The sequence below is a fragment of the Plantactinospora solaniradicis genome, assembly GCF_042658085.1.
In the GTDB taxonomy this organism is placed as follows: domain Bacteria; phylum Actinomycetota; class Actinomycetes; order Mycobacteriales; family Micromonosporaceae; genus Plantactinospora; species Plantactinospora solaniradicis.
In genome coordinates this window covers 1-13,944 of record NZ_JBHSPR010000087.1, presented here as the reverse complement: position 1 = coordinate 13,944, position 13,944 = coordinate 1, and the positions used below count along the sequence as shown (strand labels likewise).

Annotated in this window: 10 protein-coding genes; 6 read left to right on the top strand and 4 right to left on the bottom strand. The window is 68.1% G+C overall.

What is annotated here, in order from left to right:
* Positions 1 to 356: 356 nt before the first annotated feature.
* On the bottom strand, positions 357 to 2,483 hold the full coding sequence (locus ACFP2T_RS45445) for a family 43 glycosylhydrolase (RefSeq protein ID WP_377433612.1): 2,127 nt from the start codon (positions 2,481 to 2,483) through the stop codon (positions 357 to 359).
* 686 nt (positions 2,484 to 3,169) lie between these two features.
* On the opposite strand from ACFP2T_RS45445, the gene ACFP2T_RS45440 reads away from it, so the two are divergent.
* Together ACFP2T_RS45440 and ACFP2T_RS45435 are read left to right on the top strand one after the other, a co-directional pair.
* Positions 3,170 to 4,813, top strand: coding sequence for a glycoside hydrolase family 27 protein (locus tag ACFP2T_RS45440; RefSeq protein WP_377433609.1), 1,644 nt, complete (start codon positions 3,170 to 3,172; stop codon positions 4,811 to 4,813).
* Positions 4,814 to 4,904: 91 nt separating this feature from the next.
* Complete coding sequence (locus ACFP2T_RS45435; protein WP_377433606.1) at positions 4,905 to 6,233, top strand: poly(ethylene terephthalate) hydrolase family protein; 1,329 nt, start codon at positions 4,905 to 4,907, stop codon at positions 6,231 to 6,233.
* Positions 6,234 to 6,358: 125 nt separating this feature from the next.
* Here the strand turns inward: ACFP2T_RS45435 and ACFP2T_RS45430 are convergent, their stop codons facing one another.
* Positions 6,359 to 7,099, bottom strand: a complete 741-nt coding sequence (locus ACFP2T_RS45430; RefSeq protein WP_377433604.1) for a GNAT family N-acetyltransferase — start codon at positions 7,097 to 7,099, stop codon at positions 6,359 to 6,361.
* 440 nt (positions 7,100 to 7,539) lie between these two features.
* Between ACFP2T_RS45430 and ACFP2T_RS45425 the strand changes: the two genes are divergently transcribed.
* Both ACFP2T_RS45425 and ACFP2T_RS45420 read left to right on the top strand, forming a co-directional pair.
* Positions 7,540 to 8,454 (top strand): PaaX family transcriptional regulator, encoded by a 915-nt coding sequence (locus ACFP2T_RS45425; protein WP_377433601.1) that lies wholly within the window; start codon positions 7,540 to 7,542, stop codon positions 8,452 to 8,454.
* A gap of 113 nt (positions 8,455 to 8,567) precedes the next feature.
* Positions 8,568 to 8,978 (top strand): acyl-CoA thioesterase, encoded by a 411-nt coding sequence (locus tag ACFP2T_RS45420; RefSeq protein ID WP_377433598.1) that lies wholly within the window; start codon positions 8,568 to 8,570, stop codon positions 8,976 to 8,978.
* A gap of 129 nt (positions 8,979 to 9,107) precedes the next feature.
* Here ACFP2T_RS45420 and ACFP2T_RS45415 read toward each other — a convergent pair whose 3' ends face one another.
* Positions 9,108 to 10,466: an extracellular catalytic domain type 1 short-chain-length polyhydroxyalkanoate depolymerase gene (locus ACFP2T_RS45415; protein ID WP_377433596.1), complete on the bottom strand. Its 1,359-nt coding sequence runs from the start codon at positions 10,464 to 10,466 to the stop codon at positions 9,108 to 9,110.
* Entirely contained in the window at positions 10,450 to 10,803 is a 354-nt protein-coding gene (locus ACFP2T_RS45410; RefSeq protein ID WP_377433593.1) for a hypothetical protein, read from the bottom strand. The genes ACFP2T_RS45415 and ACFP2T_RS45410 overlap by 17 nt, the downstream gene beginning before the upstream one ends.
* Before the next feature lie 464 nt (positions 10,804 to 11,267).
* Between ACFP2T_RS45410 and ACFP2T_RS45405 the strand changes: the two genes are divergently transcribed.
* Together ACFP2T_RS45405 and ACFP2T_RS45400 are read left to right on the top strand one after the other, a co-directional pair.
* Positions 11,268 to 12,560, top strand: a complete 1,293-nt coding sequence (locus tag ACFP2T_RS45405) for a CE1 family esterase (RefSeq protein WP_377433591.1) — start codon at positions 11,268 to 11,270, stop codon at positions 12,558 to 12,560.
* An 883-nt stretch (positions 12,561 to 13,443) separates the two neighbouring features.
* Positions 13,444 to 13,944 (top strand): endo-1,4-beta-xylanase (locus ACFP2T_RS45400; RefSeq protein ID WP_377433705.1); only part of this gene is annotated, 501 nt, incomplete at its 3' end.

Here is a 13,944-nt window from a genome sequence, read left to right as displayed (position 1 = left end):
GCATGCGTACGCGAAACCCGATCAACACGGGATCCGCTTCGAGCCCGGACTTTCGACGGGCGCGTCAGATAACAGTTTGTCGGTGTCGGTGACGACCTTTTTTCCCGGTGTCGGTGACGAAATGGCGGAAGAGCAGAAAATCACAGCGGCTTCTTGTTATCGGAACCGGTGGCACATGGTCGCGGGTCGTCCCGAACGGGCAGGGCCTCGCGCGCGCGTCGGCAGCACCGCTGGACGTCCACCGGGGACCGGTACGGAGCGGGCCGCACCGGTCCCCGGCGCCCCACGGCCTGCGTGCGTGACCTGGTGGTGCGGGAGACGCCGGGGGACGCAGTTCCCTGCGCCCCCCCGAGGGGTCATGGGGTGGAAAGGTCGAACCTCCGGACCGTGACCGCGCCGCCCAGCGCCTGGGTGGCGTAGTTGAATATCCCGAACCGGTATCCCATGAAGAACTGCCAGGCGTTGTTCAGCGTGAGGGCCGAGCCGAGCGAGGTGAAGTTGACCCCGTCCGTGCTGTAGGAGAAGCGGGCCTGCCGGTTGCTGCCCGGCCGGATGTCCGCGTTGGCCCGTAGCCAGATCCGGCCGCCGGAGACCGCGGCGCTGGCGACCTCGGTGCCGGTACCCGTGGTGTTCCAGTTGCTGTCCATGGTCAGGTTGTTGGTCATGACCACCCGGGTGGTGCCGCTGTCGCGCCGGACACCGATCCAGGCGGAGGACTGGCGCAGCATGGCCAGACCGGTACGGTCGCCGTCACGCATCGTCGAGTAGTCGAGTTCGATCGTCGCGGTCGAGGTCGGCCCCTGGATGCGATGGGTCAGGGTGTTGCGGGCCTTGTAGAGGTCGTTGGTGACCGTCGCGGTGTCCAGGCGAAGGCCGTTGTTGACCGACCACCTCGTGTTGTCCGGGTTGTGGTTCCACTCCCACTGCGGGCCGAGGGTGGTGCCGGAGAAGGTGTCCGCGCCGGTGAGCGGCCGGACCGGCCGCAGCGGCAGCGGGTTGGGGTACGTGGTGCCCCAGGCGCCGTTGACCGTCTGCAACACCGGCCAGCCGTCGCTGGTCCAGCTGATCGGTGCCAGCGTCGGCATCCGGCCGCCGGGGTACGCGTCGGTGAACGCCATGTAGTACCACTGGCCGTTCTGGGTCTGGACCAGGCCGCCCTGGTGCGGGACACCGCCGCCGGATATCGGGCCCGGCAGGTCGAGCAGGACCTGGCGTACCTCGTACGGACCGAAGGGGTTGCTCGCCTTGAGGACGTACTGGCCGTTGGCCGGGCGGGTGAGCCAGATGTAGTAGCTGCCGTTGCGCTTGTAGAAGCGGGCGCCCTCCAGGGTGCCGATGTTCGACGGTGTGGTGAACACCTGCTGGTTGCGGACCTGTGTCCGCCCGTCGGCGGAGAGCTGGGCGACGCTGATGGCCCCGTTGCCGTACGCGATGTACATCGTGTCGTTGTCGTCGATCAGCATGCCGGCGTCGTAGTAGCAGTTGGGGATGGTGGTGTGCCTGCTCCAGGTGCCGTCGACGGCGGACGCGGTGTAGATGTGGGTCTGGGAAAAGTCGACGCAGCCGGCCCAGTAGTAGGTCCCGTTGCTCTGCCGGTAGTTGAGGGTGGACGCCCAGATCCCGTCCACGTAGGCATGGCCGCCGGACAGGTCGTACTTCGATCCGAAGTCCAACCTGGGCACCGAGTGCCCCGCGAACTCCCAGTTGACCAGGTCGTACGAGCGCAGGATCGGCGCGCCCGGCGAGTAGTGCATGGTCGACGCGGACAGGTAGTAGGCCTCGCCGACCCGGATGATGTCGACGTCGGCGAAGTCCTGCCACACCACGGGGTTCGTGAAGCTGCCGCCGGGCGGGGTGGTGGGCGGGGTGGACCCGCCGTCGACCCGGACGAGCTGCCACTGCTGGTTGTTGCCGCCCCAGTCCGTGTACTGCACCACGTTCCCGCCGTCGGCGGTGGAGGCGTTCTGCACCTCCATCGCCTTGCCGCTGTTGCGGTTGATCAGCCGCACGTGACCACCGTCCGAGTCCGCCAACCGGAACTGCTGGTTCGTCCCGTTACCGTCACTCCACTGGACGACCGCCGCACCATCGGCGGTCGACCTGTTGGACACGTCCAGCACCTTGCCCGAGTGCCGCGACCTCACCCGGTAGTAGCCGCCACCCGAGTCGACGAACTGCCACTGCTGCCAGGCACCGTCATTGCGCGCCCACTGGGTGATCCGGGCGCCGTCGTTGGTTGCCCGGTTGTACAGGTCCAACGCCTTGCCACTGTTCCGGTTGACCAGCACGTACCACGCACTCGTATCCACCGTCGCCGCCGAGGCGGGCACGGGGCCGAACGCGACCGCCGCGGTGGCGACGAGGGCCGTCGCCAGGGCGGCGGCTGCCACGGACCGCCAGTGGCGCCACCGTCCACGGACGGCACCGTCGTGGGCCGGTCCCGGAGCTGACGCGATCGGTGGCGTCTGCGCCACGGCATCCATGGTCTTTCTCCTTCTGTCGGAACCACACGAGCTGGCGGGCCAGGGGTGCCGGTCTTCCTCGCGCTCCCGGACCGGACACAACGGGCCGAGGGCGCCTCGTCACGTCGCCGCGCCTGATCCGTCCCGCTCGGGTGGGTTGTGCGTGGTCTCGTTGTGTTAGCGCTAACACAAATGCCACCAGGTCCCGTTACGTCGGACGGGGCTGGAGGAAACCGCTCGGGCGGATGTACGGCATATTGCCAGACCGTTTCGAGGTCTTCAAGAGGCGATCGTCAATGTCCTGGCCCGAACCGGCGCCCCGACACGGACCAGCGGAACTTCCCGATTGGACTCCCTGACGCGCCGACTGATAACACTTTTCGGGACGAGAATCGAATCAGAGTACGAAACTGGGATCCCACATCGTCTTTCTGTTATCTCCGAGGCGTCACGCGGTCGCGATACCGGGCTATTCAACCTTCCGACGACCGCATCTTGCGATCCCTGCCGTGATAGCGGTATGTTACCGTTCACATAGATGTTCACCCATTGGTGGGGCGCGCACCGCCCCGAAGTGGCGTCGACCTGAGCGCGGTCCGGCCCGAGCGGTACAGGGGTGGCGGTTCAGCCAACCCTGGGACCCGGGTTGCGACATCAGACTTCATACCCGGACATACCCGTTTGTCCCGCAGATCCCTGGAGGTCCGATGAAGGTAGGTACGAGACTGCTGGCCGCGCTGACCACGGCTCTGGTGGCGGTGGGAGTGGCGGTCGTCCAACCCGTCGTACCGGCGGCACCGGCGTGGGCCTTGGACAACGGCGTTGCCCGGACTCCGCCGATGGGTTGGAACAGCTGGAACACGTTCGGTTGCAACATCAACGAGACGCTGATCCGGCAGGTGGCCGATGCCATCGTCAGCTCCGGCATGCGGGACCTCGGCTACAAGTACGTCGTCGTCGACGACTGCTGGATGAACTCGACCCGGGACGCACAGGGCAACCTGCAGGCCAATCCGTCCCGGTTTCCCAGCGGCATGAAGGCGCTGGGTGACTACCTGCACGCCCGGAACCTGCTCTTCGGCATCTACCAGGCGCCGCTGGACCGGACCTGCGCCCAGTACTTCGGCAGCTACCCTGGAGCGACCGGCGCCCAGGGGCACGAGGCCCAGGACGCCCGCCAGTTCGCCGCCTGGGGCGTGGACTACCTCAAGTACGACTGGTGCTCGCCCAGCGGCACGATCGACGACCAGGTGCGCACCTTCGCCATAATGCGCGACGCGCTGGCCGCCACGGGCCGGCCGATCGTGTACAGCATCAACCCGAACAGCATCCACGCCAAGACCGGGCCCCAGCGCAACTGGGGCGACGTGGCCAACATGTGGCGCACCACCGAGGACATCACCAACGCGTGGGACACCGGTCAGACCAACGGGTACCCGATGGGCATCCAGAACATCGTCAACGTCACCGTGCCACTGGCCCACTACGCCAAACCGGGTGCGTTCAACGACCCGGACATGATGGAGGTCGGCCGGGGCGGCATGAACGACACGGAGATGCACAGTCACTTCGCGCTGTGGGCGATGATGGCGTCCCCGCTGATCGCCGGCAACGACGTGCGGAGCATGAACTCGATCACCCAGGCCATCATGAAGAACCAGAACCTCATCGCGATCAACCAGGACTCGCTGGGGCTGCAGGCGACCCAGGTGTCCTTCGACGGAACCCGGCGGGTGCTGGCCAAGCGGTTGTCCAACGGTGACGTCGCAGTGGCCCTGTTCAACCAGGGCGGCTCCGCCACGACGATCTCGACCACCGCAGCGGCGATCGGCAAGAGCGGCAGCTCGTTCACACTGCTTGACACCTGGACCAACGCCACCTCCAGCAGCGCCGGTACGATCTCGGCCAGCGTGCCCGCCCACGGCACGGTCGTCTACCGGGTCAGTGGCGGTGGCACGACCAACCCGCCGTCCACCTTCCGGCTGCGCGGCGAGTCCAGTGGCCGCTGCCTGGATCTCGACAACAGCAACACAGCCAACGGCACCGGCACGCTGATCTGGGACTGCCACAGTGGCACCAACCAGCAGTTCACCCAGTCCGGCCAGACCCTGCAACTGCTCGGCAAGTGCCTGGACATCCCGACGAACGCCACCGCCGGGACACGGGCGCAGATCTGGGACTGCAACGGTGGCACCAACCAGCAGTGGGTCCTCAACGGCAACGGCACCATCAGCAGCGTCCGGGTCCCCTCGCTCTGCCTGGACGTCGACAACGCCGGCACCGCCAACGGCACACCCGTGATCGTCTGGACCTGCCACAGCGCGGCCAACCAACGGTGGGCCCGCGCATAGACCCTCACCCTCAGCCCCTGCAACCTGCGCTACCTCTACCAGGGCATGGACCCCCAACGCCGGAACCAACTACAACAAGGAGGTACCGACAGTGCGAGGACACACACCTGGGCCCTCACCTTCCGGGGGTACCGAGGTCGGCCCGACGGGACCCGGCACCCGGGCCCGACTGCTCACGCTCGTCACGGCCGGGGTGGCGGTAGCCCTCGGGATGCTGTCCACGGTGGCGGTGACGACCGGCTCGGCGTCGGCCGCCGACAACCCGTACCAGCGGGGTCCGGATCCCACCCGGGCCAGCGTCGCGGCGGTGACCGGGCCCTTCGCCACCGCGTCGGTCGGCGTCCCTGCCGGGTACGGCTTCGCCGGCGGGGCGATCTACTACCCCACGGACACCAGCCAGGGAACCTTCGGCGCGATCGCCATCTCGCCCGGCTACACCGCGCTGTTCTCCGCCGAACTCGCCTGGATGGGGCCGTGGCTCGCGTCCCACGGGTTCGTCGTGATCGGCATCGAGACCAACAGCCGCAACGACTTCGACGTGGCAAGGGGCACCCAGTTGCTCGCCGCGCTGGACTACCTCACGCAACAGAGTCCGGTGCGTGACCGGGTCGACCCCAACCGGCTCGCGGTCTCCGGCCACTCCATGGGCGGCGGGGGCGCCCTCAACGCGGCGATCCGGCGTCCGTCGTTGAAGGCCGCGGTCGGGATCGCACCGTACCTGCCGTCATCGAACCTGGCCAACGACCGGGTCCCGACCATGGTCTTCGCCGGGCAGGCCGACACCGTCGTCACCCCGACCTACCTCAACGGCCTCTATGGCAGTCTGCCGGCCACGACGGAGAGCGCGTATCTGGAGATCGCCGGCGCCGACCATCTCTTTCCGGTCGGCAGGTCAAACGCCGTGATGGTCCGGACGATGCTGCCGTTCGTCAAGATGTTCGTCGACAACGACACCCGGTACAGCCAGTTCCTCTGCCCGCTGCTGGACTCGACCGGCGTGGTCACGTACCGCAGCACCTGCCCGCTCCTGCCGCCGACCACACCGACCACACCGCCGACCGGCACCCCCTCCACGGGACCCTCGAACACCCCGACTCCCCCACCGACCACCACCCCGCCCGCCGTCGGCGGATGTGGCGCGACCTACCGCACGACCAATTCGTGGCCGGGCGGCTACCAGGGCGAGATCACGGTGACGACGGGCAGCTCGGCGATCGACGGATGGACCGTCCGATGGATCCTGAGCAGTGGCCAGACCGTCAGCCAGGTCTGGAACGGCACACTGAGCATCAGCGGCTCGACAGTCTCGGTGCGGAACGCCTCGTACAATGGCTCGCTCCCGGCATCCGGATCCACGACGTTCGGCTTCCTCGGCAGCGGAACGCCGTCGCCCCCGTCACTCACCTGCACCAGTCCGTAGCCACGGCCGACCCGCTGCGGATCCGCGCGATCGAACGACGGACCACGGGATGATCGCCGGGCGGCCAGGTGCCGTTCGAGCGCCGAGTGTCGGTGAGTCTCGGCGGCACACGGGCCGGTGGTCAATCAGGAGCGTCCGGCGTGGCTGTCGGCGGTCATGAGACGAATGCTCAGTTGTGAACCCAGTTCGCTGAAGCCGAGTGCTCGGGCCACTCGTCGTGACGCTTCGGGGCGGGCCCGCCACTGGGGTAGCAGGTCGTCCTCCAGCGCGGCAGCGACGGCTGCGGTGGCGACGACGCGTGCGAGCCCTCGTCGACGCTCGGCTGGGGCTGTCAGCACGCTGAGGTGCGCGGTTTTGCTCGGCCAGGCGCGATAACCGGCTGCCGCGATGATGTCCGATCCACTACGCACTACGAACGCTGGTGATGTGATCCCAGCCAGGCCGGACTCGTCGGCGTCTTCGGTCGGCACCCGCGCGAGCAACGTTCTCATGTCGGTGTGGTCGGCAGGGCTCGTCTGGACGGCACTGGACTGAACCGGACGAAAGCTGGCCGTGTCGCAGTAGGCCAAGGTGGCCGGTCCCAGCGTTTCGTTGATCGGCAACCTGTCACATACGGCGGCTGTGTCGGTCATGGCGGCCACGGGGAGGCCGTTGAGAGCGTGCTGCACGATCTCGGCGGCGCTGTCGTCAGGGGCGGTAGCGATCACGGCGTTTCCCATGACGACGATGCCCACCCAACCTGACGGACACAGCAACGACTGCGGGGAGACGGCCACCTCGATGGCCGAGGTCGTGAAGGTGACCGGCGTCCCGGACAGGGCGGCCCAGACCCGCTGGGCGCGTGCGAGGAGGGCTTCGTCGGTCACGGTCGCATGATCGCAAGCAGTTGGCCTGCTTGCCACCGAAAAACCTAACGGGTCTGGTCGTGGCGCCCATCATCGGCCGACCGACTCACGGCGTCCTGACCCCGCATTTGTGAGTCAGGTCGAGCGGTGCTCGGACGCGATAGGTGGACGGCCGTGTAGCACGCGCCAGTGGTACAGCAGGGGGAAACTCCGCCTCACCGGCGAGGACTCCCTCGGTGACGGTCATGTTCGCGGCCAGTTCGCGCCAAGCACCGAAGCCGGCACGCATCACGAACGGCGGCAGCATTAGGGGCACTGTGGTGCCGTGGTGATAGGCCGCGCGGAAGAACACGCCCTGACTCGCTGACGAAATCACCGTCGCGCCGAAAGTGGGCAGGTAGTGCGTCTGGACAGTAGGCTGACCGGCTGTCGGACGAAGCGAAATCTGTAGAGTCTCTGGCATGTCGCTCCAGCCCGCGTCGCCCCCGGCCGACCTCCCCCGCGTGCAGGCCGGCGGCAGCCCGCAACACCTGCTGCTGACGTTGCTCGGCGACTACTGGTACGGCCAGCGCGCCCCGCTGCCCTCGGCGGCCCTGGTCGCACTGCTCGGCGAGTTCGACATCACCGAGGTCAGCGCCCGTGCCGCGCTGAGCCGGCTGGCCCGGCGAGGGCTGCTGGAGCAGTCCAAGTCCGGCCGGCGCACCTCGTACGCGCTCAGTGAGCGGGCCGCCGAGGTACTCGCCGAGGGTCGTGGCCACATCCTGTCGTTCGGCACCGAACGGACACCGTGGACCGGCCGATGGACCGTGGCCGCGTTCTCGGTGCCCGAGGACGACCGATCCCGGCGGCACGTCCTGCGTACCCGGCTCGGCTGGCACGGCTTCGCTCCGCTCTACGACGGGCTCTGGGTCTCGCCGCACGAACGGGTGGCCGAGGTGGCCACGATCCTGTCCGAACTCGACATCGACCGGGCCACCGTCTTCACCGCCGAGCTGGCCGACGGCGGGCCGACCGGCGGCCATCCGATCAAGGCCTGGGACCTGACCGCCCTGCGCGCCGAATACGAGCGGATTCTCGCCGCGTACGAGCCGGTCCGGCGACGGTGGCGCACCGGCCGGATCGGCACCGCCGAGGCCCTCGTCGCGCGTACCGCCCTGATGGACGACTGGCGCACCATGCCGAGCCTCGACCCGGAGCTGCCGACCGAGCTGCTACCGGCGCGCTGGCCCCGGGCGGCGGCCCGGACACTCTTCGTCGAGCTCTACGACGGCCTGACCGGGCTGGCCGAACAGCGCGTGGTCCAGGTCGTCGCCGGGCACGACCCCGACCTCGCAGCACTGGTACGCACCCACACCAGCCGGACCGGCAACATGTGACACTAACCTTGACGCTAGGCATTGATATAGTCAAACTCGGTCCAGGCCCGAGGATGCGGACCCCGCGTTTGCGCCGGGCGACACCAGCTACAGGGACCAGCGGGGAGACCGGGATGGCCGAACCAGCCTCGATCGTCGTGCGCCGTCGTCTCGAGTGGTCGGACACCGACCCGGCGGACCGGTGGCACTACGGCGTGGTCCTGCGGTTCGTGGAGAGCGCCGAGAAGGAACTGCAGGATCAGCTCGGCATCACGGCAGCGGACGCCCGGTGGATGCCGCGGGTGAACCTCACGGTCGACTACCTGGGAGCCCTGCACTTCGGCGAGGTCGCCGAGACCACCCTGGCGGTGGAGCACGTCGGGCGCGCCTCGCTGCGCTACGCCTTCACCGTGGCCCGGGACCGCACGACGCTGGCCCGGGGGACGCTGACGGTGGTGTGGATCGATGCCGGCACGGGTCGGAGCACTCGCTGGCCGGACCGGCTCCGCGCGGTGCTGACCGGTTCCGGGGCGGCGGAGGGCTGACGCGGGTGGAGCACACCCCTGCCCCACCCTGCCAGCCGATGCGCCCACCGGCCCGCCGCTGCGCACCGCGACCTCACCCCCGCCGCTCTACCCGACCGGCCGCCCCCGGCGACACCCGCACGTGTGCCGTCATTGACCGCACACCGCGCCGTTGAGCGTGAACTGGGCCGGCGCCTGGTTCGCTCCGCTGTAGGTGCCCTGGAAGCCGAACGTGACGCTCGCCCCGACCCCGATCGCGGCGTTGTACGAGACGTTGCGGGCCGTCACCTGGGTGCCGGACTGACTGACCGTGGCGTTCCAGGCGTTCGTCACCTGCTGGTTGCCCGGCCAGCTCCACTGCACGGTCCAGCCGTTGACGGCGGCGGTCGAGGTGTTGGTGACCGTCACGCTGGCGGTGAAGCCGTTGGTCCAGCTGTTGGCCGTGTAGCCGACCCGGCACGCACCTGCGGACGGCGGCGGGGTGGTCGTCGGCGGCACGGTTGGCGAGCTGGTCGGCGTACCCGTGGTCGGGGTCGGGGTCGGGGTCGACGGTCCGCCGGTGAGGCCGAAGAACTGCACCGCCGCCTGCGCCATGCCGCTCATCGGCAGGCTGTGGCCGGCGCCGTTGACGCTGATCGCCTCGATCAGCGTATTGCCACCGCTGGTCCAGCGCCGCCGGTTCCAGTTCGCCTGGGGCGTGTCCGTGGAGGTGGGCGTGAGGCTCAGGCCGTGCACGTTGGTCCACTGGTCGACCGCCTCCTGGAGCAACTGGTACGGCACGAGCGTGTCGTTGGTGCCGTGCCACAACTGGATTCGTGGGCGGGCGCCGCTGTAGCCGGGGTACGCCTGGCGGACAGCATCGCCCCACTGCTGCGGCGTCCGGTCCATCCGCCCGTTGACGCACTGGCTGTTCTGCGGCGGAAAGTCGGCCGCGTTGGCGAAGCAGTCGAACGGCACCCCCATGAACGCCGCACCCGCCTTGAAGACGTCCGGATAGAGCGCGAGCATGTGGTTGGTCATCATGCCGCCGGACGAGCTGCCCGTCGCGTAGACCCGGTTCGGGTCGCCGCCGTACTGCCGCTGGGCGTACGTCACCATCGACATGATCGACACCGGATCGCTTCCGCCGCCCCGGCGCTTGGCCGCCGCCGACCAGACGTCGAAGCAGTTGCCGAAGCCCGCCTGCTGGACCGCGGTCGGGTAGATCACGATGAACCCGTACCGATCGGCCTGCGAGGCGAACTCGCTGCCGGAGTAGAAGCCCGGACCCGACCCGCCGCAGCCGTGCATCGCCACCACGATCGCCGGGTTGCCGGGACGGGAGTCCGGAACGTAGACGTGCATCCGCATGCCGCCCGGATTGTCACCGAAGCCGGTCACCTCGACCAGGGACGCCGCCGTGGCCGGTGAAGCGAGCACGATCCCGGCGGTCGCCGCGAGCGCGGCGGAAGCCAACGCGACGAGCGCCACCCGGAGTCGGTGCCCGACACCTTCATTGATAGTCATCATTGTAATAAGTTAGCAACTCTGCTGACGGTCGGCAATAAAGTGTCTTGAAGTTGGTGTCGGAGCCGCGCTCCCCGCTGACCACCTTGGGCGACCTGGGACGTGCCGGCAGGACGGCGAGTCCAGGCACCAGGAACATCGACGCGACGACGAAGCCCCCGGGGGTACGGACGCCCTTCATCTGGATCTTGATGTCGTACCGGTCGGTCCAGAAGTACGGCACCGGCGCGTACCGGCGATCATCGCCCAGCATGTTGTCCGCGGCGGCCGGCCGCCCCGCCCGGACGCGCCCGTCGTTCTGCATGGTGAGCCCGCCCAGCCGCGGGCGCGCACCGGCCACCTGACCGCCCAGGCTGGGCCGGATCCACTCCGACAGGGACGCCGGGTGTTGATCGAGAACGGTCGGACGGCTGCACCACGCTCGCGCGGTGAACCGGCGGCAGGTCCCGGCCCGGACCGTCCCCATCATCCGACGTCTGGCATTTCCATTGACGGTCGTCACACTCTCTTCTACATTTACAGTGACCATCATCGATGGAGGTGTCACTGGCGGACATTGGTCGGTCCGTGCGTTGGCTCGTCACACAGACGGGGCACCGTAAAGATCGTCCGCCGGGCCCTCGCGGCCCGGAGCGGTCGGTCGCGACCGTGCTGGTGTGGCCCCAGCGAACACCGCCATCGGTGCGCGGCCGGCACCGGCCGCGCTGATTCCCCAGTCGGTCGATCGGCGTGGGTGCTGCCGAAATGGCGCAACCCGAAGGAGGAAAATTGATTGGGAGAGCAGGTCGCAGACATCGCCCGACGATGCTGACGCTGTCGGCCGCCACAGCCGCCGCAGGCGTCGCGATGTTGGTAGCGACCGCGATGCCGTCCGGTGCGGCCTCGCCGGAAGAGACACGCGTAGCCGCGCCGGGCAGCGGTGCGGGCATCCTTGCGGCCACCGCCGGATGCGGTAGGGCACCAACGCTCACGAGCGGCACGCATTCGATACAGAGCGGCGGAAGGACCCGAAGCTTCGTGCTGAGGATTCCCGACAACTACGACAACAGTCGCCCCTACCGGCTGGTCTTCGGATTCCATTGGTTGGGAGGCAACGCCAACTCTGTCGTGAGCCAGAGCTACTACGGGCTCCTGCCGTTGGCGAACAACAGCACGATCTTCGTCGCGCCCGAAGGCCTCAACAATGGCTGGGCGAACACGGGCGGCGAGGATGTCACCTTCACCGACGACATGGTCAGAACCATCGAGAATGCTCTCTGTGTCGACACGACGCAGTTGTTCTCCCTGGGTTTCAGCTACGGCGGCGGCATGAGCTACGCGCTGGCGTGTGCCCGGGCGAACGTCTTCCGCGCGGTCGCGATCTACTCCGGTGGCGTGATCAGCGGGTGCAGTGGCGGGACCCAGGCCATCGCATACCTTCAGGCGCACGGCCTCAGTGACAACGTGCTCAGCATCTCCGGCGGACGATCGATGCGCGACAGGTTCGTCAGGAACAACGGCTGCACTGCGGCAAGCCCGCCCGAGCCGGCGCAAGGCAGCGGGAGGCACACGGAGTTCCACTACTCGGGATGCTCGGCCGGCCATCCGGTTGCCTGGTACGCGTTCGACGGCGGCCACACCCCCACTCCGCAGGACGCCGGCTCCAACACGGCCTGGCTTCCCCAGGAGACGTGGACGTTCTTCACACAGTTCCAGAGCACGCCGACGCCGGGGCCCAGCACCCCGACGCCGGGACCGACGACGCCGACGCCGGGACCCACCACGCCAACGCCTCCCGCCGGCGCATGCCGAGTCACCAGCACCGTCAATGCGTGGAACACGGGCCTGACCGAAAGCATCACCATCACCAACACCAGCACGACCGCGGTCAACGGCTGGTCTCTCGTCTTCGCCCTGCCGAGCGGCCAGAGCATCACCTCAAGCTGGAACGCCAGCTACTCGCCGGCCTCCGGACAGGTGACCGCCAGAAACGTCTCCTACAACGCCGCCATCGCACCCAACGCATCAATCAACATCGGGTTCCAAGCCACCCACACTGGCAACACCGCCAGGCCAACCTCATTCACCCTCAACGGCGCCGCCTGCGCTATCGCCTGATCGTCGGCGAGGATCAGGGGGTGGAGCCCGGCCGGGCTCCACCCCCTGTTCGTGGACAGGGTCCGCGGCATCGTCGGGTCGTACCTTGACCCGCCGCCGGCGGCGTAGGTGCTCGCGATGGACGGCACGTCGCAGCTACGGGTCGATCGGACCGCGCCGATGCTGCCGATGGTGTCGGCCGTGCCATGCCGGGTCGGGTCGGGTCGGGTCGGTGACGCACGGTCGTTGGCGACGGGGTGCGGTCCGCAAATCGAAATGTTTGCGATCACATCACCCGCGATGTTACGAAAGTCTTCCACCACATACCAGGGCCGCCATGCGATGCGACGCGCCCCCGGGATGGCCTGTCAACCGGCCAGACCATGACACTAGCGAAATTTGGTCCGGATTATCCGGTGTGTGCTGATGTGAGCCGGGGATCAGGCCTCCGTGGGGTGCAACGGCTTCGCGGAAGCCTTTCAGGCTCGGAAGCCTGAGCTGGATGTGAGCGCTCACTTGCGCGCGAAACCAATTCTATAGATACTCGTAATTGTTTCAGGGCCGGAAACTGGTCGGGCGCCGGGCAGCCCTCGATCGCGCAACACGCCCTTCCCCGAGGGCTGACAAGTCATGAGCCTAAGAGCAGAGTTCGGCGCGGCTTCATCGTGATCCATCCGTCCGTGGCCGGCAGCAGCCTCTGCTGGGACGTGTCCTCGCCAGCAGCGTTGCGCCGGAGCAGTGGCAGCGGCCCGCTGGGGGTCCTGTCGATGGTCGACCACCAGCTCACGCCCCTGACCCAACTGCGTTATCCGGCTTCGACCAGCCCTGCCACCTTGACCTACTGGCCACCACCACTCGAGAAGGCAGCATCATGAGAAACACGAAACCCGTCCGCACCGTGGTGATGCTCACCATCACCGGCGCCCTCGCCACGGTCGGCACCGCAGCCCTGGTCGGTACCGCCCATGCCGGCACCACCCTGGGCACCTCCGCGGCCGAGAAGGGTCGCTACTTCGGTGCGGCCGTGGCGGCGAACAAGCTGTCCGACAACACGTACGTCACTATCCTGAACCGCGAGTTCAACTCGGTGACCGCCGAGAACGAGATGAAATGGGACGCCACCGAACCGACCCAGGGTCGCTTCACATACACCAACGGCGATCGCATCGTCAACCACGCCCGGGCCAACGGCATGAGCATCCGCGGCCACGCCCTGCTCTGGCACTCCCAGCAGCCGGGTTGGGCGCAGAACATGTCCGGCTCCGCACTGCGCAACGCGGCCATCAACCACGTCACCCAGGTCGCCACCTACTACCGCGGCAAAATCCACTCCTGGGACGTGGTGAACGAGGCGTTCGCCGACGGCGGCGGTGGCGGGCGGCGGGACTCCAACCTGCAACGCACC